Annotated in this window: 25 protein-coding genes; 19 read left to right on the top strand and 6 right to left on the bottom strand. The window is 49.1% G+C overall.

Annotated features, from left to right (window positions below; genetic code table 11):
* Positions 1–169 precede the first annotated feature (169 nt).
* Positions 170–1,372, top strand: coding sequence for a multidrug effflux MFS transporter (locus tag AC1MKH_RS04880; RefSeq protein ID WP_276222952.1), 1,203 nt, complete (start codon positions 170–172; stop codon positions 1,370–1,372).
* A 187-nt stretch (positions 1,373–1,559) separates the two neighbouring features.
* On the opposite strand, the gene AC1MKH_RS04875 is transcribed toward AC1MKH_RS04880, so the two are convergent.
* Entirely contained in the window at positions 1,560–2,585 is a 1,026-nt protein-coding gene (locus AC1MKH_RS04875; protein ID WP_276223045.1) for an alpha/beta hydrolase, read from the bottom strand.
* A 274-nt stretch (positions 2,586–2,859) separates the two neighbouring features.
* Between AC1MKH_RS04875 and AC1MKH_RS04870 the strand changes: the two genes are divergently transcribed.
* The 9 genes from AC1MKH_RS04870 to AC1MKH_RS04830 all read left to right on the top strand — a co-directional run bounded on the left by AC1MKH_RS04870 (position 2,860) and on the right by AC1MKH_RS04830 (position 10,705).
* Positions 2,860–4,026, top strand: a complete 1,167-nt coding sequence (locus AC1MKH_RS04870; RefSeq protein ID WP_276222954.1) for an aldo/keto reductase — start codon at positions 2,860–2,862, stop codon at positions 4,024–4,026.
* A 14-nt stretch (positions 4,027–4,040) separates the two neighbouring features.
* Entirely contained in the window at positions 4,041–4,721 is a 681-nt protein-coding gene (locus AC1MKH_RS04865) for a heavy metal response regulator transcription factor (RefSeq protein ID WP_029602163.1), read from the top strand.
* Between the two features lie 14 nt (positions 4,722–4,735).
* Positions 4,736–6,193: a heavy metal sensor histidine kinase gene (locus tag AC1MKH_RS04860; RefSeq protein ID WP_276222957.1), complete on the top strand. Its 1,458-nt coding sequence runs from the start codon at positions 4,736–4,738 to the stop codon at positions 6,191–6,193.
* 109 nt (positions 6,194–6,302) lie between these two features.
* Positions 6,303–6,914, top strand: a complete 612-nt coding sequence (locus AC1MKH_RS04855) for a flavodoxin (RefSeq protein WP_488452162.1) — start codon at positions 6,303–6,305, stop codon at positions 6,912–6,914.
* A gap of 51 nt (positions 6,915–6,965) precedes the next feature.
* Positions 6,966–7,616: a DUF4405 domain-containing protein gene (locus AC1MKH_RS04850; RefSeq protein WP_276222961.1), complete on the top strand. Its 651-nt coding sequence runs from the start codon at positions 6,966–6,968 to the stop codon at positions 7,614–7,616.
* Positions 7,617–7,720: 104 nt separating this feature from the next.
* Positions 7,721–8,200, top strand: a complete 480-nt coding sequence (locus tag AC1MKH_RS04845; protein ID WP_276222963.1) for a (R)-mandelonitrile lyase — start codon at positions 7,721–7,723, stop codon at positions 8,198–8,200.
* On the top strand, positions 8,178–8,939 hold the full coding sequence (locus AC1MKH_RS04840) for a carboxymuconolactone decarboxylase family protein (RefSeq protein ID WP_276222965.1): 762 nt from the start codon (positions 8,178–8,180) through the stop codon (positions 8,937–8,939). The genes AC1MKH_RS04845 and AC1MKH_RS04840 overlap by 23 nt, the downstream gene beginning before the upstream one ends.
* Positions 8,940–8,948: 9 nt before the next feature.
* Positions 8,949–9,533: a flavodoxin gene (locus AC1MKH_RS04835; RefSeq protein WP_276222967.1), complete on the top strand. Its 585-nt coding sequence runs from the start codon at positions 8,949–8,951 to the stop codon at positions 9,531–9,533.
* A 107-nt stretch (positions 9,534–9,640) separates the two neighbouring features.
* Positions 9,641–10,705, top strand: a complete 1,065-nt coding sequence (locus AC1MKH_RS04830) for an alpha/beta hydrolase (RefSeq protein WP_276222969.1) — start codon at positions 9,641–9,643, stop codon at positions 10,703–10,705.
* Positions 10,706–10,778: 73 nt separating this feature from the next.
* Here AC1MKH_RS04830 and AC1MKH_RS04825 read toward each other — a convergent pair whose 3' ends face one another.
* Complete coding sequence (locus tag AC1MKH_RS04825; protein WP_063444326.1) at positions 10,779–11,951, bottom strand: MFS transporter; 1,173 nt, start codon at positions 11,949–11,951, stop codon at positions 10,779–10,781.
* An 84-nt stretch (positions 11,952–12,035) separates the two neighbouring features.
* On the opposite strand from AC1MKH_RS04825, the gene AC1MKH_RS04820 reads away from it, so the two are divergent.
* Positions 12,036–12,536, top strand: a complete 501-nt coding sequence (locus tag AC1MKH_RS04820; protein ID WP_087050470.1) for an Lrp/AsnC family transcriptional regulator — start codon at positions 12,036–12,038, stop codon at positions 12,534–12,536.
* On the opposite strand, the gene AC1MKH_RS04815 is transcribed toward AC1MKH_RS04820, so the two are convergent.
* Positions 12,533–13,660: an MFS transporter gene (locus tag AC1MKH_RS04815; protein ID WP_063444327.1), complete on the bottom strand. Its 1,128-nt coding sequence runs from the start codon at positions 13,658–13,660 to the stop codon at positions 12,533–12,535. The genes AC1MKH_RS04820 and AC1MKH_RS04815 overlap by 4 nt on opposite strands.
* 141 nt (positions 13,661–13,801) lie before the next feature.
* On the bottom strand, positions 13,802–14,860 hold the full coding sequence (locus tag AC1MKH_RS04810; protein ID WP_162872098.1) for an alpha/beta hydrolase: 1,059 nt from the start codon (positions 14,858–14,860) through the stop codon (positions 13,802–13,804).
* A gap of 264 nt (positions 14,861–15,124) precedes the next feature.
* On the opposite strand from AC1MKH_RS04810, the gene AC1MKH_RS04805 reads away from it, so the two are divergent.
* From AC1MKH_RS04805 to AC1MKH_RS04795, 3 genes are all read left to right on the top strand, one after another.
* A complete protein-coding gene (locus AC1MKH_RS04805) occupies positions 15,125–16,009 on the top strand; it encodes a LysR family transcriptional regulator (protein WP_276222974.1) in 885 nt (294 codons plus the stop codon).
* Positions 16,010–16,505: 496 nt separating this feature from the next.
* A complete protein-coding gene (locus AC1MKH_RS04800) occupies positions 16,506–17,924 on the top strand; it encodes an SIR2 family protein (RefSeq protein WP_276222976.1) in 1,419 nt (472 codons plus the stop codon).
* Positions 17,921–19,954, top strand: a complete 2,034-nt coding sequence (locus tag AC1MKH_RS04795; protein ID WP_166465505.1) for an ATP-binding protein — start codon at positions 17,921–17,923, stop codon at positions 19,952–19,954. The genes AC1MKH_RS04800 and AC1MKH_RS04795 overlap by 4 nt, the downstream gene beginning before the upstream one ends.
* Positions 19,955–20,264: 310 nt before the next feature.
* On the opposite strand, the gene AC1MKH_RS04790 is transcribed toward AC1MKH_RS04795, so the two are convergent.
* Positions 20,265–21,290 carry a hypothetical protein gene (locus AC1MKH_RS04790; protein ID WP_276222978.1) on the bottom strand — a complete coding sequence of 342 codons (1,026 nt, stop codon included), beginning with the start codon at positions 21,288–21,290 and terminating at the stop codon, positions 20,265–20,267.
* A 365-nt stretch (positions 21,291–21,655) separates the two neighbouring features.
* Between AC1MKH_RS04790 and AC1MKH_RS04785 the strand changes: the two genes are divergently transcribed.
* Together AC1MKH_RS04785 and AC1MKH_RS04780 are read left to right on the top strand one after the other, a co-directional pair.
* Positions 21,656–22,507, top strand: coding sequence for an aldo/keto reductase (locus AC1MKH_RS04785; RefSeq protein WP_166465503.1), 852 nt, complete (start codon positions 21,656–21,658; stop codon positions 22,505–22,507).
* 25 nt (positions 22,508–22,532) lie between these two features.
* Complete coding sequence (locus AC1MKH_RS04780) at positions 22,533–23,522, top strand: aldo/keto reductase (RefSeq protein WP_276222980.1); 990 nt, start codon at positions 22,533–22,535, stop codon at positions 23,520–23,522.
* Positions 23,523–23,546: 24 nt separating this feature from the next.
* Here AC1MKH_RS04780 and AC1MKH_RS04775 read toward each other — a convergent pair whose 3' ends face one another.
* Positions 23,547–24,440, bottom strand: a complete 894-nt coding sequence (locus tag AC1MKH_RS04775) for a LysR family transcriptional regulator (protein WP_231825282.1) — start codon at positions 24,438–24,440, stop codon at positions 23,547–23,549.
* A 148-nt stretch (positions 24,441–24,588) separates the two neighbouring features.
* Here AC1MKH_RS04775 and AC1MKH_RS04770 point away from each other — a divergent pair, with 148 nt between their 5' ends.
* From AC1MKH_RS04770 to AC1MKH_RS04760, 3 genes are all read left to right on the top strand, one after another.
* A complete protein-coding gene (locus tag AC1MKH_RS04770; protein ID WP_276222982.1) occupies positions 24,589–25,362 on the top strand; it encodes an SDR family oxidoreductase in 774 nt (257 codons plus the stop codon).
* Between the two features lie 142 nt (positions 25,363–25,504).
* Positions 25,505–25,756 carry a YdgH/BhsA/McbA family protein gene (locus tag AC1MKH_RS04765; RefSeq protein ID WP_063850127.1) on the top strand — a complete coding sequence of 84 codons (252 nt, stop codon included), beginning with the start codon at positions 25,505–25,507 and terminating at the stop codon, positions 25,754–25,756.
* Between the two features lie 56 nt (positions 25,757–25,812).
* On the top strand, positions 25,813–26,154 hold the full coding sequence (locus AC1MKH_RS04760) for a helix-turn-helix domain-containing protein (protein WP_276223048.1): 342 nt from the start codon (positions 25,813–25,815) through the stop codon (positions 26,152–26,154).
* Positions 26,155–26,543 lie beyond the last annotated feature (389 nt).

Genomic DNA, 26,543 nt, shown 5'->3' with positions numbered 1-26,543 from the left:
ATAGAGTGCCAATGCCTCACTAGCAAATTCATTAATAAGAACCGACATAGGCTGCAAAAAAATCTCTATTAATGAATAAATCTCATAGTGTCTATCCTTCAGATTGCCATTATCTGGAAGAGCAAACCCGCTAACATGCTCCTATCCATTTATGCCCAGACGGAACACAATGCTAAACTTAAAGGCACAAACGAAATCAGCTTCGGCAAAAAAAACCGGTCTATCGTTTCTACTCATTCTCAGCGCCCTGATGGCTGTTACCTCTTTATCAACCGACATCTATCTTCCAGCTATGCCCGTCATGGCAAAGGATTTGCAGGGTGATGCAGAGCTGACGATCACAGGGTTCCTTATCGGCTTTTGCATTGCACAACTGATTTGGGGACCAATTAGCGATCGTTATGGACGCCGTCTACCGCTGTTTATCGGTTTAGGTCTATTTATCATCGGCTCGGTGGGCTGCGCGTTATCAACAGATATTGTACAAATTGTCTTCTGGCGAGTTTTTCAGGCGTTAGGTGCCTGTACTGGGCCGATGTTGGCACGAGCAATGATCCGTGACCTGTTTAGCCGCACTCGCGCAGCACAAATGCTTTCGACACTGATGATCATCATGGCCATCGCACCAATTGCCGGGCCCTTGATCGGCGGGCAAATGATTAAAGTCACCTCGTGGCATGCCATATTCTGGCTGCTGGCGATTATCGGAACATTAATGCTGATGTCTTTGTTCTGGTTACCAGAAACATTACCTGCCGAAAAACGCTCACAAACCTCCGTAACTAAAGCTTTCCAAAACTACTATGCCTTGCTAACTAACGCCAAATACATGCGTTTTACGTTATGCCTGACGTTCTACTACGTTGCAGCCTACGCCTTTATCACCGGCTCCCCGTTTGTGTACATCACTTACTTCGGCGTTGATCCGCAGCACTACGGTTGGCTGTTTGCAGTAAACATTGTTGGACTAATGGCGGTGAGCATGGTTAACAGACGTCTGGTTCACCGCTACCCACTGGAAGCGTTGCTCAGAAATGCTGTATTCATCGCCACAATTGCCGCAATAGTGCTGGTGGTCACCACCGGCTTGGGTGTAGGTGGAATTACCGTGATTGTCGGAGCTGTGTTCGTGTTCTTCTCTATGAATGGCATCATCGCGGCGACATCCACGGCTTGTGCTCTGGACGCAGTGCCTAATGTGGCTGGCTCTGCGTCGGCGCTAATGGGCGCGTTACAATACGGCAGCGGCATCATCTCTTCACTTCTTCTTGCTCTGTTCAGTGATGGCACGCCATGGACGATGGGCTGGATAATTGCATTGTTTACAGCGGCCAGCGCCTTGTTGGCACTGACCGTTCAACTAAAAAAATGACTACCACATATCCGTCACGTTTATGAATTTAGCTCATAGCGCCTATTCAAGCTGCGTAATTATCTTTAACCGCAACTTCGTTAATCTGAATATATCGCGTGAATATGCAATGTGAAACACAGCGGAAACTGGCTACAACTGATAGGCACACCCCAGCCTACACGGCTGGGGTGTCATCGGAGGCTAACTAAATATTCTTATCGAAGAAGACGTCTAACTTTTGCATCGCCTGGTCAACGTATTTAGGTACCCAATACGTCTCAATGTGGGTAGCACCATCGATTAGGAAGAGTTCTTTGTCCTTCGTACCGGTCGCTTTAGCGAACGCATCTTCAGTCATATAGAGCGTATCGGCTTTTGTACCGGCAATCATCAGCAGTGGTTTATTGATGAGATTGATATGGTCCGTTACGTCAAAGCTCATCAAATCCAGAAGACTGCTGGTGGTGTATTTAAACGTGGAGTTCGGGTGTGCGTGGGTTTTCCAGTAGTACTCGTAGCCCTGGCGATATAAGGCAAAAGGTAACTTAGCAATCTGTTCATCAGTCAGGTTGGCATCGCCGGAGTAAAGCACTTCGCCTCCGGCTGCTTCCTGAGCACGAGCGTCAGAAGCCTGCTGAAGACGCTGCTGGATACTATCCAGCTGTGAATTCTGAAAACCGTTGCGGCGCACAAGTCCTGAATTAAACATGCTGATGGTTGCAATCGATTTGAACCGTTTGTCTGTTTCGGCAGCAACCAGTGAATAACCGCCACCACCGCAAATGCCAAGCAGCCCGAGGCGGGCGGTATCAACACCAGGATACTGGCTGATGTAGTCAGCCATCCCGTGGATATCTTCGATGCGATTAGCAGGTTTATCCACGCTGCGTGGCATTCCGCCGCTGGCCCCCTGATAAGCCGCATCGGCGGTGATAGTGATGTAGCCCTGTTCGGCGAGACGCTGGGCATACAACCCGGCGACCTGTTCTTTTACGCCGCCATTGGGATGTGCAACCACCACCGCAGGGTATTTTTTGGCGGGATCGTAGTTAGCAGGGGTATAGACATTCGCGGCAATCTGAATGCCATGCAGATCGTATTTTACTGGATGAATGTTGACCCTGCCTTTGACGTTCTCGGTGATGGCACCGTCATAGGCCAGGGTGAAAGGGTTTTGTTTGTAATCAGCCGCATTGACTGAGGTCATCCCGGCCATTGCCGTGAGTAGCATTGCACTAATAAGCGTGAATTTCATGGTCTCTCCCGATGAGTGTCGGCCTGATTATTCAGGCTCGCGGAATCAAATTTGCAGGCTCAGAGTAGGCGGAGAGGGCTGTCAGCATCGTGACAGGAAAATAACATTTTTGTCAGGAAACAGACTGGGATGGGGAAGCATTTCTGACAACGCTGTCAGGTGATCGTCAGCTTTATGTTGGCAATCAGGAGGCAGAATGGTCTCGCTTAAATGCGATTCATATTCAATTTTCGGAGAAAAGGAGCAATCAATGAAAAGTCAGAATGACCCAGCGATGCCAGCACGACGCAAGCTATTAGTCGCCGGAGCGGGTATTGCCGCCGCCTCGCTGATTCCCCATGTATCTGCAGCGAGCCAATCCTCTCAGGTCGATTCATCCAGACAATCCGACCATCGCCCTGCTACTCCCGGCAAACGTAAACTCGGGAAGCTGGAGGTCTCAGCCATCGGTCTGGGCGTGCAGAACATGAGTCGCAAATACGACACGTCCGTTCCCTGGCGTCCCGAGATGATCAATGTTATCCACCAGGCATTTGATGAAGGGGTAACGTTCTTTGACGCTGCTGAAGCCTACGGCCCGTTTGAAGTCGAAAAAATTCTCGGGGAAGGCGTCGCCCCGTTCAGGGACAAAATCGTTATTGCCACCAAGTTTGGCTGGAACATTGACCAACAGACGGGTAAGCGTCTGCCGGGCCTTAACAGCAGACCTGAGCATATCCGACAGGTCGTCGACAATATGCTCAAACGCCTGCGTACCGACCGTATCGATTTACTGTATCAACACCGGGTTGATCCGCAGATCCCGATCGAAGATGTCGCCGGAGTGGTTAAGGATTTAATGGATCAAGGAAAAGTCCTGCACTGGGGTCTGTCTGAAATGGGCATCAACACATTGAGACGCGCCCATGCCGCATTACCCGTTACCGCCGTGCAAAGTGAATACTCCATGCTCTGGCGCGGCCCTGAAAAACAGGTGCTTCCGGTGTGTGAAGAGCTGGGCATTGGGTTCGTGCCATGGAGTCCACTCGGCGTGCAGTTTTTAACGGGCTGGATTGATGAGAATACCCGGTTCGCTGCCGGTGATTTCCGCGCGACAGAAACGCGTTTCTCGCCTGAAAACTTGCCACACAACTTACAGCTGGTTGAACTACTGAAATCCTGGGCAATACGAAAAAATGCGGCACCGGGACAGATTGCTCTGGCATGGCTCCTTGCGCGTAAACCCTGGATTGTTCCCATCCCTGGCACCACCAATAAAGACCATATGCTGCAAAACACAGCGGCTACCGGCGTGTCGCTTACTTCCGCTGAGATGACCGAACTCACCCGCTCACTGGACACCATCACTATCCAGGGTCAACGTCTGCCGGATGCCGTGCAGGTTTATTCCGATGTTGAAGCACCGATGAAAAGTTAAGAGGAAGTCCCGTTATGCGCCTGTTGTTAGTCGAAGATGAAGAAAAAACGTCAACCTATCTCAACCGTGCGTTGAGTGAGTCCGGATTTACGGTAGATGTCTCTGCAGACGGAGCTGAAGGTCTTCATTACGCGCTGGAGTTCGACTACGACGCGATAATACTGGATGTGATGCTGCCGGGGATGGATGGCTACCGGGTGCTCGAGGGTGTGCGGGCAACCAAACAGACGCCGGTGTTGATGCTCTCTGCACGGGGTTCGGTAGACGAGCGCGTGAAAGGGCTTCGTCTTGGCGCAGATGATTATCTGCCCAAGCCCTTTTCGCTTATTGAGCTGGTGGCGCGTATTCAGGCGCTGGTGCGTCGTCGTTCTACGGATGGTGCGGACATCACCCAACTTCAAATTCACGATCTGCATCTCGACCTGCTGGCTCGCCGGGTATTTCGCGCCGGAACGCGACTGGAACTGACTGCGAAAGAGTTTTCCCTGCTGAGCCTTCTGGCCCGGCATCAGGGAGAGATTCTTTCAAAAATGATGATAGCTGAGCAGATATGGGACATGAATTTCGACAGCGATGCCAACGTGGTCGAAGTGGCCATTAAACGACTTCGAGCCAAAGTGGATGCCCCGTTCGATATCAAACTATTACATACCGTTCGTGGCATGGGGTATGTCCTCGAAGTCCGCTCAGAATAATGAAGGGGATATGTATGCTTAAGCGTTCCATCTCCGTTCACCTGGCGCTGATGTTTGCCTTATCCGCGCTGCTGATTGTGTCCGTTATTGGCATCCTGCTGAGAAGTTCCTTGCATGACTCTTTGCAAAAGCAGATGCACAACGAGCTGCTATTCCGGGAATCATTAATGAGTCCGTGGATCACCGCACGAACCTCGGCTGACGGCTGGTCGACGCTGGCCAATAAATTCACCGTGTTAACCAATTCTGAAGGTGAACGCGTTCGCTACTGGATAGTGAGCGATAACCCACGCTTCAGCATGGGGGGAACACCACCGGTAGGTGTTCAGTGGTCTTCTTTACAAGAGGGCTTTAATAAAGTGCCCGGAGCATCAGAAGGCACATGCTCGCTGTTCCTGTTAGTGAAAACCATCCCCGCCAACGGTGATCGGCCTGAGCTGCGTTATATTGTTGCCATCGACTCCACGCCGTACATGGGCACACTGAATGCCTTCACCAGGACGCTGATCATCATAGCCGCACTGGGCGTCGTGATTGTCGCCTTGCTGGGATACATCGTATCAAGGATCGGTCTTCGTCCGGTTGGGGCACTCAGTAAAGAGGCAGAGCATCTTGCACCGGGAGACCATGGCCAGCGCCTGAACACCCGCGCGTTGCCCGAAGAACTGCAGCAACTAGCGTCATCATTTAATGGCGTGTTAGAACGTCAGGAAATCGCCTGGCGTCAGCTCGACAGCTTTAACGCCGATGTTGCTCATGAACTCCGTACCCCGCTGACAAACCTTATCGGCCAGACGCAACTGAGTCTCTCACGCCGACGTTCGCATGATGAACTGGAAGAATTATTGGGTTCCAATCTGGAAGAACTTGAACGCATGACGTCTATCGTTAACGATATGCTGTTCCTGTCCCATGCCCACGCGGGTGAACATGCGTCCCAGTTGACCCAGGTGTCCTTGCGAGAAGAAACCCTGAAAACAGCGGAGTATGTGGAACCTTCTTTTGCTGAAAAACAGCTTTCTCTGGATGTGGAAGGCGACGTCACCGCCCACATCGATCGGCGGCTGTTCCACCGTTCACTGGCTAATTTACTGGAAAACAGCGCAAGGCATTCGCCATCTAATAGCACGGTTACGGTGCGGTTAAGCGAAAAAGGTCATCACGCCTGTGTTGAAGTGTCAAATCCGGGCGTTCCAATAGCACCAGAACACCTACACCGGCTTTTCGAGCGGTTCTATCGCGTTGACACCTCCCGGACGAAAAGTGATACCCACCATGGGCTGGGCCTGTCGATCGTACGTGCCGTCGCCATTATGCACAGGGGAGATGTCTTTGCCCGGAGCGAGAACGGTATCAATACCTTTGGGCTGACGTTTGCTAAACAGCCTGACCCTATCCGCACAAAGGAACCCATGTCAGAGCCTCTTCCCTCTATGCCTGCTGACAAAATTGTCAGAGAGCCGTCAGTCTGATGTCAGGCTATCTGCGCCAGAATCACTGCTAAGACTCACCACTGCTGATTAAAGGAAGGAAACAGTGAGAATAAGAAAGGTATTTAGCGGGTTTCTGGCGATGATAGTTATGGGGTTTTTAGGGCAACCCGCGTTCGCCGCAGAGAATTCATCCACACCGTCTCGCACGCTGATTATCTATTTTTCCCAGCCCGAGGAAATGAAGCCCGATGCCGTGGACGGTTTTTCCGGGGCCAGCGTATTGCAAAAAAATACGCCGGAAACCGGCAGTACGCAGTTTGTTGCGCAGCTGATTCAGAAGCAGACTGACGGTGACCTGTTTCGCATTGAAACCGCTACCCCTTATCCTCGCCAGCATGATGCACTGTTACGCGTTGCCGAAAAGGAACAACAAACTAATGCCAGGCCATCACTAAAAACACCGCTCCCCGATCTCAGCGATTACGACACCATTTACGTTGGCTATCCCATCTGGTGGTATACCATGCCAATGGTGATATATAGCCTCTTCGAGCAAAATGACTTTGCCGGTAAAACGGTCATTCCCTTTACTACCCATGGCGGTAGCCGGTTAGCCGACTCCCTTCGACAGATAGCCCGCATGCAGCCGCAGGCTAGGTTAGTCACTCGTGCACTCTCGATCTCGCGCACTGATGTTTCCGGCCCTGACGTACCCGAGCAGGTTGAGCAATGGGTAAAGCAAGTCCAGCCACAGCGTTAATCCATCGATATGAAGAAAATTTATATTTTTCAGGTCATGCAGGATACCCTGATGACGTTACTTCTGCTGATATTGATGGGGTTTCATCTTCACGGTGAAACCGTACATGAATGGGCGGGGATTATTTTTACGCTACTCATCTTATTGCATTTATACCTTAATCGTCATCGATTATGGTCACTATCGCCAAATATTCCGTTAACAATGCAGATAGTGAACAGGATCATTAACGGAGTGACTTTCGTTGTGATCCTGACCGCTATTGTCTCTGGCATGATGCTGTCCCGACATATTCTTCTGGCTATGCCGTTCCACAACCCGGCGAACTGGGTCAGAAAAGTACACATGACGTCGGTCCATTGGGGAATGCTCATTCTGGCGCTGCATATCGGGTTGCACTGGAAAATGTTGGCAACGTTTTTCTGCCGGATCCTGAGCATATCCGGCAACTCACACCTTGCAAATATCATTATGCCAGGTGTTTTTTCGCTCATCGCACTACTGGGTTTGTACGGATTACTGAGCCAGAACTATATCGATTATTTGCTGATGAAGGTCGACTTCTCCTTTTTCGATTACGATGAATCTGCCCTTGTTTTTTATTTCCGCTACCTGGCCATTATTGTTTTATTTGCCCTAATGACGCGCTTTTTGCTTTGGTTTTTTATATTTAGAAAATGCAAAGCGATGTCCCCCCAATAGATGTTAACTGACAGAATTGTCAGGCTGCCGTCAGTCTGACGACATGTCCCACTGATTAGAATCATTGCAGACCCTCCCCATCATCGTAGATAAGGACGCTTTGCATGATCAGACATTTACGTTACCTCGGGATGATATTGCCCCTCTTCACATTTTCATCCTGGGCAGCGGAGCAAAATCCCACGGTCCATATCGCCCCCGCAGGAAGTCAGAATGCGGTGTATGGGCCCGTCGAGAACTTTACCGGTCGCGTCCGAGTTGATCCTCTCTTCAAGCAAGATAGCGACATCCCTGTTTCCGGGGCTTATGTCACGTTTGAACCCGGCGCTCGTTCCGCCTGGCATACGCATCCGGCAGGTCAGCGGCTGATTGTGACCTCGGGGGTTGGGCTCACCCAGCAAGAAGGACAGCCGGTGCAGGTTATTCGCGCTGGCGACGTTGTCTCTTGCCCGGCGGGCGTCAAACACTGGCACGGGGCGGCACCCGGCAGCGCGATGACGCACCTGGCGATAACCGGGATTGTGGATGGCAAAAGCGTTAACTGGATGGAGAAAGTGACAGATGAACAATACCACGCCCATTAAAGCATTAGCGGCAGCGGTAGTGCTTACCTTTGGTTTTGGTCTCGCGGCACATGCTGCGCCCGTCAATAAAGGAGCCTCAGAAATGAACCACGAACAAACGGTTTCAGATACGCTGTCAGCCAGCCAACAGGCTATCCCGTTGATTGCGGCATCGATGGCCAGCAGTCAGATGGATAAGCTGAATGCAGCCCTGAATCAGGGTCTTGACGCAGGACTCACGATAAACGAAGCCAAAGAGATACTCGTCCAGCTTTATGCCTATACGGGCTTCCCCCGTAGCCTGAATGCGCTTAATGAACTGATGAAGGTCGTCGAAGCACGTAAACAACGTGGTATCAAAGATATTGAGGGTAAAGAACCCGTTGCCCCAATCCCTGTCGGGGATGAGCTTCGCCGTGTCGGTACCGCAAATCAGACAAAAATCTCAGGCGCTCCCGTCCAGGGCCCGCTGTTTGATTTTGCCCCGGTGATTAACCAGTTCCTGCAATCGCATCTTTTCGGCGACATTTTCGCCCGCGATAACCTCAACTGGCAAAGCCGCGAGCTGGCAACGGTTGGCGCATTAGCGGCCACACCAGGCGTTGAAGCCCAGCTGTTATCGCATACTCGAGCGAGCATGCGGGTCGGCCTGACGGCAGCACAGCTGCGGCAGCTGGCACAGGTTCTGCGTGAACATGGCGAAAGTGATGCAGCAACGCGAGTTGAAAAGGCACTGCAGCAAGCGCTCGCAAACAATTAGGAGTGGATTATGGAGCATGATCCCAACCGCAGAATGTTAATCACCGCACTTGCCGGGCTGACGCTGGCGAACGTTTCTTTTCCCTCAGTTGCGACCGGAACCGCAAACGTGCAGGGTAAAAGCCGTGTTCTGGTGGCGTACTTTTCCCGCAGCGGAAATACACGGGTGATTGCGGGCGTCATTCACCGCAGCCTGAATACCGATCTGTTTGAAATCGAACCGGCTACGCCTTATCCGGAAGACTATTTTCAGACCGTTGAACAGGCGAAAAAAGAGCGTGAGCGAGGCGTAAAACCGGCATTAAAAAATAGCGTTGCAGATATCTCACGCTACGAGACCGTGTATTTAGGCTTTCCGATCTGGGGGACCAGCGTGCCGCCTGTAGTGCAAACCTTTCTCAGCAGCCACAACCTTGCGGGCAAATTACTCATCCCCTTTATTACTCACGGTGGCTACGGTAAAGGAGACAGCGACGACATCCTTGCCAGTCTCGCCCCAACTGCGCGTCGGGAAAAACCGCTGGTCATTGAATGCGACCAGGAGCGAAGAACCACTGAAACGGTCACCAGTTGGTTAGAGACGATTCGCAGTTAATCATCTGCATACATGAGCCTGCCAAATAAGGCCAATCAGGGGTGCTAAATAATTAACGCTGACAACTCAGATATGATCGAACGGCAAACATAACAGAGGATGTAATCTTGAAGACAATCTTAAAAACGTTGGCAATCTGCGTAATGGCGGGTGGCCTGGTGGCTCAGTCGGTATACGCCGAGCCGCTGGTCATTCAGGAACAGGGAAGCTTTTCTGCTGGTGGCACCATTATCACCGCACCAGGAACATTTGACGCGAAAAAGCCGATGGATTCTGCTGGCCAAACCTATCATGGCGATCATGCGTCTGTTTTCTACCAAATCCCGGAAAATCCGCATAAGTACCCCATTGTCATGCTGCACGGCGCAGGTCAGTTCTCCCGTACCTGGGAAAGCACCCCGGATGGTCGCGAAGGTTTCCAGAACATATTTCTGCGTCGTGGATTCTCAATCTATCTTGTCGATCAACCACGCCGGGGCAGCGCCGGGCGCACGACGGTAGAAGGTACGGTTACGCCTAAACCGGATGAACAAATGTGGTTCAACCAGTTCCGCGTTGGCGTGTGGCCAGAGTATTTTAAAGGCGTTCAGTTCTCTCACGACAAAGAAGCGTTGAATCAGTATTTTCGTCAGATGACCCCGAATACCGGACCGTTTGATATCAATGTTATCTCGGATGCAATGTCCGCCGTCGTGGACAAATCCGGCCCGGCAATCCTCTTCACCCACTCTCAGGGTGGTGGACCAGGCTGGTACACGGCGATGAAAAACAACAAGGTCAAAGCCATTGTCGCCTTCGAGCCAGGCAGTGGCTTTGTCTTCCCGGAGAAAGAGCTACCGGCCCCTATGCCAAGCGCATTTGACACGCTGAAGGGTGAGCCTGTTCCTATTGAGCAGTTTATGGCTCTGACCAAAATCCCGATTTTGATAATTTACGGCGATAATATACCGGATAAACCGGTAGCCATGCCCGCGCAGGACAGCTGGCGTGTACGTCTGGCGATGGCTCGTGAATGGCGTGACGTGGTAAACAAGCATGGTGGGGATGTCACTGTGACGCATCTGCCTGAAGTGGGAATCAAAGGGAATACCCACTTCCCGTTCTCTGATCTCAATAATGTGCAGATTGCTGACCTGGTGAGTCAGTTTTTGAAAGAGAAAAATCTGCAGTAGCCGTTTTAGAAAATCACCTAAATCATTTAAAAGAGCGCCCAACACATAGTGGGCGCTCATCGCCTTGTGTAACTTATTCAAGTACCGGCAAAATATAACCTTTACGCGCACTTTGCCATGCAAGAACAGCGAGGCCCAACGCAATGAAGGACAGAATTGCGCCCGCCCAGTTCGGAGAAGCCAGTCCAAAACCCGCAGCAATGGTTACCCCACCGGCCCATGCCCCCAGCGCATTTCCCAGATTAAACATGCCGATATTGACCGAGGCCGCCATTGTCGGGGCTCCTGCATGGCTGGCGCGCTCCATAACCAGTTTCTGAATCGGTGAGACCGTCGCGAAGCCGAAGGCCGCCATCAGGAAGACTGAGATGCCGGCAACCCACTGGCTTTCAACACCCGCCCAGAAGACCAGCAGCACCAACCCCTGAGCCGCGAGGGTAACGAACAGCGTGCCAAACAGAGAGCGGTCAGCGAAGCGTCCACCAATCCAGTTACCGACAGCAAGTCCCAGACCAAACAGCACCATTAACCCTGCCACGCCGCCTGAGGAGAAACCGGCCTCCTGCACCATCATTGGCGCAATATAGGTAATCGAGGTGAAAAAGGCGGCCGGACCGAAAATCGTGATCCCCATGACCAGCAGCACCTGCGGGTCAACAAAGGCTCTCAGTTCGTTGCGTAAAGCAATCGCTTTGCCTTTCGCAATATGCGGAACCAGCACGGCTATGCTTGCCATCGTCAGCACCCCGATACCAGCAATGATCCAGAATACCAGCCGCCAGCTAAAGGTTTGCGCAAGCCACGTACCCGCCGGAACGCCAAGCAGATTGGCTAACGTCAGCCCCGAAAACATAAAGGCAATGGCGCTTGCCTGGCGTCCGGGCGCCACCAGCGATGCGGCAATAATCGAGCCGATACCAAAAAAGGCACCGTGATTAAAAGAGGTAATAATACGACCGACAATTGCTATCGCCATCGTCGGCGCGATGGCCGTAATGATATTACCGACCGTAAAAATACCCGCCAGCGTAATCAGCATGGCCTTGCGGGGGATCCTCGCGCCAATAATCGTTAACAGCGGTGCACCAATAAATACGCCCAGCGCGTATGACGTCGCCATCATTCCCGCCTTCGGGATACTGACGCTAAATTCTGCTGCGATTTGTGGCAGGATCCCGGCGATGACAAATTCCGTCAGGCCGATACCAAATGCGCCCACGGCGAGGGCGAAAAGTGCGATAGGCATTGCAACTCCATTATTCGTTTTATGGCTTAATAATATTAGGTAGAATTAAGTATATTCATATTTTCATTCAGATTGAGAAGCCCTATGAGCGCATTTGATAAAGAAAAAGATGGTATTCGGCAGACAAGACATAAACCGGCGGAATTGGATGCCATTGACCGAAAAATATTAAGTGCCCTGGCAGAGGATGCAGGACGCAGCTACACGGAATTGAGTGAGATTGTGAACTTATCAGCCCCGGCGGTTCACGATCGCGTAAAACGACTGAAGCGCGATGGGGTGATCAAGGGAACCGTGGCGGTCCTGGATGGCTGCAAGCTGGGACGGACGCTGTTAACGTTTCTGGTTATCGACACCAGTAGCTATCAGGCGACGCGCGCCCTTTTGCAGTTCACCAGCCGCAAGGAGGTGGAAGAATTGCATACCGTTGCCGGCGACGGCTGCGTCTTTATCAAAGTACGCGCCGCCGATACCGAATCGCTGGAAAATTTCCTGATGGAGATTCAGAGCCTTGAGGGCGTACGTTCCGTACGCAGCTATATTGCGCTTTCCACTTTTCTGGAGCGCGGGCCCTCGCCGGATTAACGCGCACCGGCCTTCTGGCGTGCTGTAAAAAAGGTCAGTACGCCCGCGCAAAGGAGCAGTACGCTACTCATGGCAAACGTGCTCTGCCAACCGAGGTGGTCAAACACGATGCCTCCTGCCGTTGATCCAAGGGCGATGGAGAGCTGAATCACCGCGACCATGAGCCCGCCTCCGGCTTCTGCGTTATCAGGCAACGTACGCGCAATCCATGTCCACCATCCGGTTGGCGCAGCGGTGGCCAGCATGCCCCAGAGCCCTAACAGCAACGAAACCGTCCAGACCAGATGCCCGGTCAGCATCAGGCCGATGGCAATGACGGCCATCAACCCAGGTATGGCCATCAGCGTAGGGTAGAATTTTCTGTTGAGGAATGTCGAAACAACCAGCGTGCCGATAAAACCGGCTACGCCGATAATCAGCAAAATCAACGACAAGCCTGAGGAATCAACCCGCGTCACGGTCTCCAGGAACGGGCGCACATAGGTAAATAGCGTAAACTGGCCCATGAAAAACAGGCCGCAGGCCAGCATGCCAACCGCAACCACGCGGCGGCTAAGTATGCGGAATACATCGCCAGGTGACGTGCGGCTTTTATTCGCATCCATACTGGGCAGGCTGATGCACTGCCAGATAAAGGCGACCACCGCGATGGGCACCAGGCACAAGTAAGCGCCTCGCCATCCGACCGTGGCACCCAGATAGCTTCCCAGCGGCGCGGCCACGACCGTCGCCAGCGCATTACCGGCATTAAAAATCGCCAGCGCACGCGTGACCTGTTGCTGCGGCACCAGACGAATCGCCGTTGCCGCAGACATCGACCAGAATCCGCCAATCGCCATACCGATCATCGCGCGACCGATCATATACATCAGATAACTGGAAGCCAGCGCAATAATAAGCCCCGATACGGCCATCAGAACCGTCATTCCCAGCAGCAGGAATTTACGATTCATCTTTCCTGCTAGCGTTGAAAGCGTCAGGCTGGTCAGAACCGCCAGTGCGCCGGAGATAGCAATCCCCTGCCCAGCCAACCCCTCCGTCACGCCTAAATCGCGGGCAATCGGCGTGAGCAGGCTGACGGGCATAAATTCAGAAGCAATCAGCACAAACACGCACAGGGTCATGGCAAAAATACCGCCCCAGTATGCGCGCTGATGATGAGGTGATGGTGTTTGGTTTAGCGTCGACATAGTGAAATTTCACGAAGGCCAGGATAAAAGCCACCAGCCAGAGGCCGGTGGCTTTGCATCAATTCAGGAGAGGGTTTATTTCAGTTTGGTCTGGAAAAATTGTTCGAATTTCGCGAAAGGTATTTTTCCGGCCACGTTATCGTACAGATCCACGTGATTTGCCCCAGGCACCACCACCAGCTCTTTGTCTTTACTACCGACCGCCTTGTAAGCATCTTCAGCAAAATAGCGTGAATGCGCTTTTTCACCAGTCACAATCAGCGTCGGGATGGTGATTTCACTGGCGTAGCTCAGCAGCGGCATATTCATAAATGATAGCGGCATCGTTGCCGTCCACGCCCCGGTCGAGTTAACGGAACGTTCGTGGAAGCCGCGCGGCATGCGATAGTAGTCAAAGAACTCTTTCAGTACCGGATGTGGATTTGCCGGCAGCGTTTCTGGCAGAACGCGCTCGCCCGCGCTGACCTTGCCGTTGCTGTCGACGCTAATATCATGAGCACCGTGTGCGAACGTGCCGCTCTGCGCATCCTTCCAGCGCTGTTCATTCAGATATTGCAGAACAGCACGACGGTCGGCGGTGGAATAACGGTCTTTGCCATCCCCCACACCATGGCCCATCGCCCGGCTCATGTCGTACATCACGCTGGTAGCCACCGCTTTAACGCGGGTATCCATCGCGGCATCGTTCAGCGCCATGCCGCCCCAGCCACAAATACCGAGCAGCCCGATACGGTTGCGATCCACCTCTTTTTGCAGCCCTAAGAAATCCACCGCCGCGCTGAAATCTTCAGTGTTGATATCCGGTGAGGCGACGTTTCGCGGATAGCCGCCGCTTTCCCCGGTGTAAGAAGGATCGAACGCCAGGGTAACAAACCCTTGTTCCGCCAGCGTCTGCGCATACAGGCCGCTGGATTGCTCTTTCACCGCGCCAAATGGCCCACTGACCGCAATCGCCGCCAGCTTGCGATCGCCACGGTCTTTAGGCAGGTAAAGATCGCCCACTAAGGTGATGCCATATCGGTTCGGGAACGAGACTTTACGATGTTCGACTTTCTGGCTCTCGGCGAACGTTTTATCCCATTTATCTGTCATGGACACAGGGGCATTAGGATTGGTTGAATCAGCATAACTGATTGTCGTGACTCCACTTAATGATGCGAATAACAGCATGGCCGGCATCGCGGTTTTTAGCGTTCGGGTGAAGGCTTTCATAAAAATCCCCATAAAAAACAACAGAGAGATACAGGTTTCCGACGGACAACGCTGCGGTGCTTTGCTTTGATGGGGTCATTATAGTGAGCAGAATTAGTGCTGATTAGGGGGCGATTACTGCTAAGATTGATACCATATTGTTATAAATTAATACTGAATTTGCTGTCATTCCGGGGGGATTTTTCAATGGCGAAAAGGGAGAACTACAACGAGCTGTACCTGTTTATGCAGGTGGTGCGGGAAGGCAGCTTTACCGCAGCGGCTCAGCGGCTGGGGCTTGCTCAGTCAGGAGTCAGCCGTTCTGTTCGCGAGCTTGAAGAAAGGCTGGGCGTCCAGCTGCTGGTGCGCACCACGCGTAAACTATCGCTGACGCAAGCAGGCGAGCAGCTCTACCAGAAGACGGCATCTGGATTTGATACGTTAGATCTTGGGCTTGCCACGCTGGCGCACTATCGAGAGACGCCCTCCGGTACGGTACGTATCAATGCCAGCCAGCACGCGATTGATAAATGCCTGCTGCCAAAGCTGGCGGTATTTAAACAGCGCTATCCTGATATCAGACTGGAACTGATGAATGAGAGCCGGTTCGTCGATATCATCGAAGAGCGATTCGATGCTGGTGTCCGTCTGGGGCCTGAAGTCGGCCAGGGCATGGTCGCGGTGCGCATCACGCCCGATATGGAGATGGCGATTGTGGGGACTCCGGAACATTTTCGTCGCTATGGTTTTCCGCAAACCCCGACTGATTTAAAGGCACATCCCTGTATCGCCTATCAGTTTGCCGACGGCAGCGTATACCAGTGGGAACTCAATCAGGATGATAAAAAAATTACCCATCGTCCTGAAGGACAATGGGCCTTATCTGACAGCTATATGGAGGCAGAAGCCGCCCGGTTGGGCCTAGGATTGGCCTATGTTCCTGTTGAACTGGTCGCGGATGATTTAGAACACGGTAAGCTTATCAGGGTGTTGCAGCGTTACAGCCTGCGAATGGAGGGATTGTTTCTCTATTACCCTCATCGCAACGTATCCCCCGCCCTGCGGATGGTCATTGAGACATTGAAAATCTGAACGATAACAACGACCGACTCTTCACTGTGCAAAATTGTGTCAGGTAGTCTCTCTGCTTTCAATTCTAAGGTCTGCCTTGAGCGAGGAACGGAAGTTCTCACATAGGTAATGGAGCAATTCCTAATATCAGGGTGTACTAATCAACGAAGAGCAGGTCATCTCTTTAGAATAGGAGAGAAACTAGGGCTAGCGCTGGTGCTGACACCAGTCCTCGAGGCTGCCAAACCAGTAAAAACAGTTCTGTTCAGGGCTCGAACCGCTTTCCTCTTCCGCCTATGTAGAATCCCAAGAACTTATGTGCTATTCGGTTGCTATTTAGCCATGCTAAGTTAGAAAACACATTGAGTACCTTAGGGTTGTATCGATGATGCTCTGAGGATCTTGGAGGCTTGTGAGGCGTAAGGTTCAAAGCCAATAGTTTATTGATATTCACACTAGTGGCTCTCGTTTTCGTCTACAATCCTATGTTTTTCATACAAATAAAAGAAGTGTATTTATGAATACTCAGCAAATTAAGGTTGGCAGTGTACCCGAAATTATTGAGCTATTACCAAACTCTAGCGAGCAGGCTGATTCTCATCCTTTTATCCTATCGACGAACAGTGCATGGGGAGAACAGGGAGCAGAAATATCAATAGAGAAATTGCGCCAAAATATCGAGCCTTGGCTAACAGCTCTCTTCCAATCCGAACATTTAAATTTATTGATAGGTGCGGGTTTAAGCACGTCTATTCAAATATCGGCTACAGATTCACCTCCAGCTGGAATGGGTTGGATCAGCGATCTAGCAGTATGCAAAAGTGAAATAGATGCATTTGCTACTCAGGCTGCCAAAGCTGCAGGTCGCGATAACGGAAATATAGAAGATCAAATTAGAGCTATTAATGAACTTATTAAAGGGCTTGAAATTCTGACTGTGTTGAACACCCCTCAACCTGAAAATCCTCCAGCCCCTCATGTAGCTTATAGAAATCTAAAAGCGGATTTAGAGATACTTAAAGGAGAGCTTTCTCGCTGCCTAGGTGAGTTTTCAAGATCTGTGAGTGCCGGAGAATACTTGATTAAAACTGCTGAACCAAAGCGTAAAGAGGAAACTTTCAACTATCTAGTTAGCTTCTTGATGAGCTTTGCAAGTAGGACCGCTACTCGGGATAGGCTGCATATTTTTACAACAAACTATGACCGCATTATCGAAGTAGGTGCTGAGCTTGCTGGTTTGAGACTTATAGATCGCTTTGTAGGAAGCATCGCTCCAGTGTTTCGATCTTCAAGATTGGAGGTTGATTATCACTATAATCCTCCAGGAATTCGTGGCGAACCAAGATATTTAGAAGGAGTAGCGCGTTTTACTAAGCTTCATGGCTCCCTTGATTGGCATGAACAAAATAGCGCGATTAGGCGCTTTGGTTTACCTTTTGGAGCACGTTCTGTTGAACCTTTTTTAGAAGCTGAAGGCCATCAAAGCAACAGCTTTGAACAACTGATGATTTACCCTAACTCAGTAAAAGACAGAGAAACTGCCGAGTACCCTTATGTTGAGCTATTTCGAGATCTAGCCGCAGCAACTAGCCGTCCAAATAGCACATTAGTCACCTATGGCTATAGCTTTGGTGATGAGCATATCAACAGGGTAATTGAAGACATGCTTACAGTGCCTTCGACTCATATAGTCATAATGGCCTTCGGAGATCCGCTTGGAAGAATCATAAATTTCATTAGTAAGAGTGGAAGAAAAGCACAGATCACCCTGTTAATGGGAGACCATTTAGGAGACCTCAAAACTTTAGTTGATAACTATTTACCTAAACCAGCTATTGATAAAGCATCAATAAAAATGGCTGAATTGCTTAAGCAAAGAGGATTTATCCAGTCCAAAGAATTAGGTAATTCAACTGGCTCCGAGGTATCACAATGAGTTACTTACCACTAGAAAGATTAGAACAATTAAGAATTGGTACTGTTGGATTTGTATCACCTAATGAAATTAGAGTTTCTTTAGAGATTGACTCCCCTGATTCGGTATCACTTCAAGGCGGTTCCCCTCGCAATTTTCCCCGAATAAATAGTTATGTACTGATCAGTAGCGATGATGGATTTCTCGTCGGACAGGTTGAGTGGATTGCCGTAGAACACTCTCCATATCCAAAAAGAAGAGGCCTACAAGATTTTGGCTTGATAGACCTTCCTTTTCCAATTAAAAAGCTCAGCATCAATCCCGTTGGTACATTGAGAGTCGATAGAAAAAATGAATGTTTCAAGTTTACAAGAGGTACAGATGCTTTTCCTTCTGTTGGTGACTCCGTGCTCCTGCCTACTGACAGGCAATTAAAATCAATAATTGAATCAGGTGACAATAGAAGAGTAAAAATAGGGGATAGTCCCTTAGCTAACAATGCGGAAATAAAAGTGGATCCTGATAGGCTTTTTGGGCGACATATAGCTATTTTGGGTAATACTGGTAGTGGTAAATCATGCTCGGTGGCGGGGTTAATTCAATGGTCTTTAGATGCTGTTTTGCAACAAGGACAAACTCCAAATGCTCGATTCATAATACTTGATCCAAATGGAGAATATAGTCGAGCATTCGGGCCAGAATCAAAATACAAGGGCAAGTTATTACGTGTAGAAGCTAACACTGGTGCTGGTGAAATAGATCTTAAAGTACCGTCATGGTTATGGAATAGCTCTGAGTGGGCTGCTTTCACTCAAGCGAGTTCAAAAGTTCAACTTCCTTTACTACGTCGAGCTTTGAGAGCGATGAGGAATGATATTTTGTCAGAAGATGATGTTACAATTCAAGCGAAGCACTTTTGCGGCATCCTTCTCATATCCATAAGACAATTTGCAAGCCAAGGTCAGATATATGTAAATGGTGGACATGCCAAAGGTTTTGTTGATAGCTTAACGTCTTGGAATAATAGTCTTTCCTCATTAAACGACAAAATCGATAAAAAACCTTTCGATAACCTAATAAACACGATAAACGTGTATCTTTCCACTCGGGCAGGAATCCAGTGGCCTGCAAAGCCTGATGTTTCCGACACTGATCAGTTGATTAATGAATTAAAAAATGCACATGCAGCGCTTGGAGGCGATGAACAAGAACTTCTTCCAAAAAGTGAAGATGCACCTATTCGTTTTAAAGGTGACGATTTTGTCGCATACCTTGAGATTCTAGCTCAAGAAACAGGCACTGAGCAATTTGTGGAATTCCTTTTGACTCGTATTCGGACAATGCTAGGTGATACCCGTATAAGTACAGTAACAAATGATTCGGAACAGCCTATTAGTTTAACTAATTGGTTAGATACTTTTCTCGGTAAAGATGGACAAGGTTCTGTAACTGTTATCGATTTATCTCTAGTCCCAAATGAAATAATACATTTGGTAACTGCTGTAATTTCCAGAGTAACTTTTGAAGCATTACAACGTTATCGAAGATTAAATGGAAAACCACTACCAACAGTTATGGTTGCAGAGGAAGCTCATACATTTATTAAACGCTACAAAGAAGATAGTGAGGGTCAGTCAGTCTCTGACGTATGCTGCAAAGTGTTTGAAAAGATCGCACGTGAAGGAAGAAAATTTGGGTTAGGGCTTGTGGTTTCTTCCCAACGACCCTCAGAGCTATCTCCGACTGTGTTATCTCAATGTAATACTTTTTTGTTGCACAGGATAAGCAATGATAAAGATCAAGAGCAAGTCCAAAGACTTGTTCCCGATAATATGCGAGGGTTGTTGAGAGAGTTGCCATCGCTACCATCTCGACATGCTATTTTACTAGGATGGGCGTCTGAACTTCCAGTTTTAGTTAGAATGAAAGAGCTTACTGAAATACAAAGACCACAATCTGACGATCCTGATTTTTGGGACGTGTGGTCTAACACGACAGAAGAGCCTCGCGAAGTTAATTGGCAACCGATAGCTGATGATTGGCAAAGTTGAGTAACTTAACTTATTTGTAGTGGTGCTATAGGTAGTGGCTCAGTTCTGACATGGCAGTTTAGGTTAGTAGTTTCAATCTAACCTGACAGTCAGTAATGAGCGATGAGCAGACATTGCTAAAAGCGTTCTGTAAGAATTAACAGGGAGCAGGTAAACCCCATGATGTGTCTAATCATATAAGCACCGGTATGCCTGCACGTTTGTACTGATGCTTGTATGTTTATTTGAACGTATGGCGCGACATACTTATCATGATGCGTCGCGCCATATGAACGCTGGCATGAGGGTCTCGGTTCATCAAACCGTTTTGTTATGGGTTCTGTTTCCAGTACTGCAATACAACAGGACTGGCCCACACAGGCATAAATGAGTCAAATAAACAGCTAAAAACGTTGTCGGATTTTCCTCTAGTGAATATCCATCCTTTATCAATATTTTTCTCAGTAATGCCGAACACATCACCATCATACATATACAATTCGAATTTAGGGTTTTGTACATTCTGAGATTTCACTTCCTTCAGGAATGGGCCATCTTCATCCATGAATATTCCTTCTATTTGTTTAGCCCAATTACATATTTTATTTCGATAAATTGAAACTCTCGTAGAGGTTATAGCGGTCGTCATTCCCATTCCTAATGGTGCATAAACCTTTCCGTTTACCTCAAAGGGGAGATTTATTCCATTCTTTCTCATTTTTGCGATGTCTGCATCGGTAATTGGTTGGTTAATTGCCAGCTTTGAAACACCTTTCATCTCATACATCCCTGCCTCATCTGGCCAGTTGCGTATAAATGTTTCAATCAAGTCTTTTTGAGAAAAAAGTTCGGGCTCGATGTCTTTATCATGGCTTTTTATATCAATAAATAAAACAGCATTAGCATACACCTTCAGGAATAACACCCATTCTGAGCGGTCTGAGTATTTTTCACCAGAACTCACTGGGTTTAATGACAGGTGAAGATGGTGAATACCCCAATCAGCCCAAAGGTTATCCGTTCTTTGCGCGGCTTTTTTACCGCTTGTGTCATTAAATAATGTCAATGTTTTACTCTGGTAAGGATTGACATCGCCACCTGAAGTAAATAACCCCTCTATTCTCTGCAATCCCGCTTTTGCATCATCTGGAATATTTTTAGTGAATCGATCCGATTTAAAAACATCACGTTTCATTGGGGGTATATATCGTAAAATAAAATCGCACCATCTCAAAAGTGGCTCGTGAAGATTTGAGTGCCCAGATTCACTATATGACAATTCAAAAGCCTGTATGCCTTTCTCGGCTATTTCATTAATATCTTTTATTAAATCAATGTTTTTCTGTGTATCTGACATGCTAACTCCATTTAAATATACAGCTCAATATTTCAGTTAAGTAATATTTGCACGCCGTTATAGCGAATTTTCTTAGTGATTTCAGATCGCATTTAACAACATCGAAAGCACTATAATAATAGTTGAACTAATTTTTCAAGCTTTACTATATGTTGATTTTCCACTTTTCGCTCACGGTGGTTCCGACCTGCTCCCAGTTGCTCCACACAAACTGTTGTTAGCTACTCCCGCTCCCGGCACAAAGCCGACCGTCAGACCCTCTACATTAATGAACACACCTAATAAACCCTAGCTAATTACCCCATCTAATCGAATAAATCACTTTGCGTTATGCTTTTCCTACACAACAGCTGAAGGATAACGTCATGCAAACTGTAAAACTGAACAACGGGATTGAAATGCCCCTGCTGGGCTTTGGTGTGTTTCAAATGTCTGATGCCGCTGAATGCGAAAGAGCCGTTATTGATGCCATCGATACGGGATATCGCCTGATAGATACCGCCGCGTCCTACCAGAATGAAACCCAGGTCGGGAACGCGCTGAAACAGACCGGCATCGCCCGTGATGAACTGTTTGTCACCACCAAACTGTGGCTGCAGGATACTAATTATGAAGGCGCGAAAGCCCAGTTCGAACGCTCTCTGAACCGACTGCAGCTTGATTACGTTGACCTGTATCTGATTCACCAGCCTTACGGCGATGTCCATGGGGCATGGCGTGCGATGGAAGAACTGCAACAGGCTGGCAAAATCCGCGCCATTGGCGTTAGCAATTTCCATCCTGACCGACTGGCCGACCTTATCGCCTTCAACAAAGTGGCTCCTGCGGTAAACCAGATTGAAGTTAACCCCTTCAACCAGCAGCTGCATGCCGTTCCATGGAATCAAAGCCGTGGCATTCAGCCGGAAGCCTGGGCACCGTTTGCAGAGGGTAAAAATGGTCTGTTCCAGCATCCCGTGCTAACAGCAATTGGTCAGAAGTACGGCAAAAGCGTGGGTCAGGTTGTGCTGCGTTGGATCTTCCAGCGAGGCATCATTTCACTGGCGAAATCGGTGCGCAAAGAACGCATGGAAGAGAACATCAACATTCTCGATTTTGAACTCAGCGCTGAAGATATGCTGCAGATTGCCGCCCTCGACACCGCAACCAGCGCCTTCTTCTCTCACCGCGACCCGGCGATGGTAGAGTGGCTGACTGGCCGCAAACTTGATGTTTAAGTCGCGATAAGAGAGGTTTCATTCAATGCAAAAACGTTATCTGGGTAAATCCCGACTCGAAGTTTCCGCGCTTGGGCTCGGTTGCATGGGCTTAAGCCACGGCTACGGCCCGGCGACCGATACCAGACAGGCTATCGAGCTCATTCGCGCAGCGGTTGAACGTGGCGTCACCTTCTTCGATACCGCTGAAGTGTATGGCCCCTTCCTTAATGAAGAGGTTGTTGGCGAAGCCTTAAAACCATTCCGTGACCGCGTGGTCATCGCCACCAAGTTTGGATTTACTTTTGGCGATGACAACAAGCAGCAGATTTTAAACAGCCGTCCGGAGCATATCCGTAAAGCGGTGGAAGGATCATTACGCCGTCTTAAGACTGATGTCATTGACCTGCTATATCAACACCGTGTCGATCCGGATGTCCCGATTGAAGATGTTGCGGGAACGGTGAAAGACCTGATCGCAGAAGGCAAAGTTAAACATTTCGGTCTGTCCGAAGCGGGTGCGCAAACTATTCGTCGTGCACATGCCGTACAACCTGTTACGGCGCTGCAGAGCGAATACTCCATGTGGTGGCGTGAGCCTGAGCGGGAGATCCTGCCGCTACTGGAGGAACTGGGCATTGGTTTCGTGCCTTTCAGCCCATTAGGCAAAGGCTTCCTGACGGGCTCGATTAAGCCAGGAACCACTTTTGGCAAAGATGATTACCGCAGCACGGTGCCGCGTTTCGCCGGGCAGGCGATTGAAGCCAATGAAAAGCTGGTCTCATTGCTGGGTGAACTGGCGGCAGAGAAAGGTGTGACGTCTGCACAAATCGCTCTGGCATGGCTGCTGGCACAAAAGCCGTGGATTGTTCCTATCCCAGGTACAACCAAAATGCACCGGCTGGAGGAAAATCTGGGGGCTGCCGACATCATTCTTTCACAGGATGACTCACTGCAGATAACCCAGGCGCTTGAAACGATTAAAATCGTCGGCAAGCGTTACTCTCCTGAGCATCAGGCTCGCGTGGGCCGTTAATACCCGGACGGGTCTACGGACCCGTTATTCCTGGTAGCGAAGTGCATCGATCATCAGCGCAAAAGCGGGCGGATGCTGCTTGCGGCTCGGGTAGTAGAGGTAATATCCGGGGAAAGATGGGCACCAGTCCTGCAGAATCTGAATAAGCTCTCCTGACTTTATATAATCCTGCACCCTGTCTTCAGGTATACAGGCAATGCCAAAACCTGATAACGCCGCATCAATCCTTTCTGCCTGCAGATTAAACGTGACCTGCCCTTCCACTCTGACCCGTAACGGTTTCCCATCCTTCTCAAACTCCCAGTGGTAAAGCCCACCGGCTGTCGGCAGGCGCATATTGATACACCGATGATTTTGTAGCTGGTGCGGTGTTTCAGGTGCAGGATTTGTCGCGAAATAAGACGGCGCTCCTACGACGGCCATTCTCATGTCCGGCCCAATTCTTACCGCAATCATGTCTTTATCCACGCTTTCCCCCAGACGGATCCCGGCATCAAAACGCCCCTCAACAATATCGACAAAGCCGTTATCAACGACCAGTTCAACATTGATTTCCGGGTATTCTCTGAGGAAGGGTTTTAGCTTCGGCCATACCAGACTTCGCACGGCATGCTCCCCGGCAGATAAACGGATATTACCGGAGGCAGTGCCGTTCAGCTGAACCAGCGATTCCAGTTCCTGCTCGAGATCGGCAATACGCGGCTCAAGGCAGGCAATAATTCTCTCACCGGCCTCTGTAGGGGCTACACTTCGGGTCGTACGGGTCAGAAGGCGGATATTCAGCCTTTCCTCCAGCGCCTTCATCGCATGGCTGAGTGCAGACTGAGAAACGCCCAGTTTGCCCGCCGCTTTGGTAAAACTTCGCTCCCTTGCCACCACAAGAAAGATTTGCAGTTCGTTGAAGTTTTCTTTGAGCATCGGCGATTTCCTTATGGAGGCATTCCCTTCATCGCATACTCATGAAGGGTATTCATAGACACAATCATTTTAGCCCTATTACTGACAATAATGATAATTGATATTCTGACCGTATCGAAAATAAGTCCGAATTATCAGAAGGTTTATTATGAAAATACTCGTTGCAGGCGCGACAGGAAGTATTGGTCTTCATGTCGTGAATACCGCTATTGAAATGGGCCATCAGCCCGTGGCACTGGTCAGAAATAAACGCAAAGTAAAATTGCTTCCTCGTGGAACAGATGTTTTTTATGGCGATGTTTCAATGCCGGAAACACTCACCGAATTGCCGAAAGATATTGATGCCATCATCTTCACGCTCGGTTCCGATGGTCAGGGTCGTATTGGTGCCAGAGCGATCGATTATGGCGGAGTACGTAATATTTTACGAATTTTCAAGGATACGTCTGTTCGTATCAGCCTGATGACCACGATTGGCGTGACTGAGCGGCTCAGCACCTGGAATCAACGAACTGAGGTTCATGACTGGAAAAGACGTGCCGAGCGTCTGGTCAGGGCCAGCGGTCATCCCTATACCATCGTCCGGCCCGGCTGGTTTGATTACAACAATGATGATGAACACAGAATTGTTATGCTTCAGGGGGATCGTCGCCACGCAGGGACACCGGAAGATGGTGTGATATCCCGTGAGCAAATCGCAGAGGTTCTGGTCAGTGCCCTGACCAACGACGAGGCAAAAAATAAAACGTTCGAGCTGGTGGCTGAACGAGGTGAAGCACCACAGGATCTTACCCCACTGTTTGCAGACCTGCAGACTGATGATGCACAAAAAAATGATGGGGTTTTAGACATAGACAATATGCCTCTCAGGGAAGAACCGGAGTGCATTGTTAACGAGCTGAATTTGTATTCAAAAAATTAACTAATCTACAACCCTGACAATTTTGTCATATAGCGGTCAGTCTCATGACAGCTTAGGTCTGTATATTTGAATATATAGACAGTGGGCGTTCCCCCCTGATACGAGTTCAGTTTCAAACATAGAGTTTAAAGAGGTATTAGATATGAAAGCACTACTTATTGCTACATTGGTCATGGGATTTATTTCTGTGAATTCCGTTTCTGCTGCTCAAGAAATTAATCATGCAGATGGGAAAGAAAAGATCGGTGTCGTCTCGGCAAGCAATGCCTATACACTTGATGAGTTATCGGATGCGCTCTCTCGTAAGGCTGATGAGCAAGGAGCAACGTCGTTCAAAATTCTGTCAACCACGGGGAATAATCGACTGCACGGGGTTGCTGAAATCTATAAGTAAATCATTAGCATCTCGAACAGGATGTGTCTCAGCCCTCTTATAGTGAGCGTCGATTTATGTTCAGAACAGAAGACATCATCGATGAGATAACTCAATGGATTGATTCAAACTTACATAAGCCGCTGAAGATAGAGGATGTTGCTGCGCGGGCAGGATACTCCAAGTGGCATCTTCAGCGTATTTTTGTACAGGTGAAAGAAGTCAGCCTTGGAAAATATATAAGAGATAAAAAACTTAAACTTGCAGCTAAAGATCTCATCGAGACTAATGAGCCAGTGATGGGTATAGCCTATAAATATGGATTCGATTCCCAGCAAACATTTACGAGAGTCTTCTCTAAAAAATACAAATTGCCACCATTGAGATATAGAAACACCGAAAGGATAAAAAAACATTAACCTTTTACATTTTTTTATCCTTACGTAGGATCACCCAAATGATAATTCATTCTAGCATCGAAAGTTGAAGACCTTTTGAGTCAGAAGCTTCTTGTTCAAAACGAAGCTCAGCCCGGTTTTAACATCCAGCGTCTAGAATATGATCTTCACCTATTACACATCAGCGGAAAAATCGATCAGAACCAGATCGATATCTCAACCACATATCCATCCTAGTAATCCATGAGCTTTTAAATATCTGGTGATTCATGGCACTGAACTGCCATCGTTAAGGTTTAAAGGGCTGCTTTGAACAAGAAGCGGGCCTTCGGTCGCGGCTTAATCAGCGCGGATAGTTACCCACAGCACGGTTTATTGCAGCCCATGTGGTTTTCACATCCTTTGTCTGC

The organism is Pseudocitrobacter sp. CD920760 (assembly GCF_057782505.1).
Note: the sequence above shows the minus strand (reverse complement) of the source record. Positions and strands in the feature narration are given on the sequence as shown.

Bases quoted from the DNA above. Each gene is read 5' to 3' on its own strand.
- AC1MKH_RS04835 (WP_276222967.1), top strand. From the start codon at position 8,949: ATGGAGCATGATCCCAACCGCAGAATGTTAATCACCGCACTTGCCGGG.
- AC1MKH_RS04880 (WP_276222952.1), top strand. From the start codon at position 170: ATGCTAAACTTAAAGGCACAAACGAAATCAGCTTCGGCAAAAAAAACC.
- AC1MKH_RS04780 (WP_276222980.1), top strand. From the start codon at position 22,533: ATGCAAAAACGTTATCTGGGTAAATCCCGACTCGAAGTTTCCGCGCTT.
- AC1MKH_RS04790 (WP_276222978.1), bottom strand. From the start codon at position 21,290: ATGTCAGATACACAGAAAAACATTGATTTAATAAAAGATATTAATGAA.
- AC1MKH_RS04795 (WP_166465505.1), top strand. From the start codon at position 17,921: ATGAGTTACTTACCACTAGAAAGATTAGAACAATTAAGAATTGGTACT.
- AC1MKH_RS04840 (WP_276222965.1), top strand. From the start codon at position 8,178: ATGAACAATACCACGCCCATTAAAGCATTAGCGGCAGCGGTAGTGCTT.
- AC1MKH_RS04805 (WP_276222974.1), top strand. From the start codon at position 15,125: ATGGCGAAAAGGGAGAACTACAACGAGCTGTACCTGTTTATGCAGGTG.
- AC1MKH_RS04785 (WP_166465503.1), top strand. From the start codon at position 21,656: ATGCAAACTGTAAAACTGAACAACGGGATTGAAATGCCCCTGCTGGGC.
- AC1MKH_RS04875 (WP_276223045.1), bottom strand. From the start codon at position 2,585: ATGCTACTCACGGCAATGGCCGGGATGACCTCAGTCAATGCGGCTGAT.
- AC1MKH_RS04850 (WP_276222961.1), top strand. From the start codon at position 6,966: ATGACGTTACTTCTGCTGATATTGATGGGGTTTCATCTTCACGGTGAA.
- AC1MKH_RS04765 (WP_063850127.1), top strand. From the start codon at position 25,505: ATGAAAGCACTACTTATTGCTACATTGGTCATGGGATTTATTTCTGTG.
- AC1MKH_RS04820 (WP_087050470.1), top strand. From the start codon at position 12,036: ATGAGCGCATTTGATAAAGAAAAAGATGGTATTCGGCAGACAAGACAT.
- AC1MKH_RS04865 (WP_029602163.1), top strand. From the start codon at position 4,041: ATGCGCCTGTTGTTAGTCGAAGATGAAGAAAAAACGTCAACCTATCTC.
- AC1MKH_RS04845 (WP_276222963.1), top strand. From the start codon at position 7,721: ATGATCAGACATTTACGTTACCTCGGGATGATATTGCCCCTCTTCACA.
- AC1MKH_RS04855 (WP_488452162.1), top strand. From the start codon at position 6,303: ATGGGGTTTTTAGGGCAACCCGCGTTCGCCGCAGAGAATTCATCCACA.
- AC1MKH_RS04775 (WP_231825282.1), bottom strand. From the start codon at position 24,440: ATGCTCAAAGAAAACTTCAACGAACTGCAAATCTTTCTTGTGGTGGCA.
- AC1MKH_RS04800 (WP_276222976.1), top strand. From the start codon at position 16,506: ATGAATACTCAGCAAATTAAGGTTGGCAGTGTACCCGAAATTATTGAG.
- AC1MKH_RS04815 (WP_063444327.1), bottom strand. From the start codon at position 13,660: ATGACCCTGTGCGTGTTTGTGCTGATTGCTTCTGAATTTATGCCCGTC.
- AC1MKH_RS04760 (WP_276223048.1), top strand. From the start codon at position 25,813: ATGTTCAGAACAGAAGACATCATCGATGAGATAACTCAATGGATTGAT.
- AC1MKH_RS04870 (WP_276222954.1), top strand. From the start codon at position 2,860: ATGAAAAGTCAGAATGACCCAGCGATGCCAGCACGACGCAAGCTATTA.
- AC1MKH_RS04825 (WP_063444326.1), bottom strand. From the start codon at position 11,951: ATGCCTATCGCACTTTTCGCCCTCGCCGTGGGCGCATTTGGTATCGGC.
- AC1MKH_RS04770 (WP_276222982.1), top strand. From the start codon at position 24,589: ATGAAAATACTCGTTGCAGGCGCGACAGGAAGTATTGGTCTTCATGTC.
- AC1MKH_RS04860 (WP_276222957.1), top strand. From the start codon at position 4,736: ATGCTTAAGCGTTCCATCTCCGTTCACCTGGCGCTGATGTTTGCCTTA.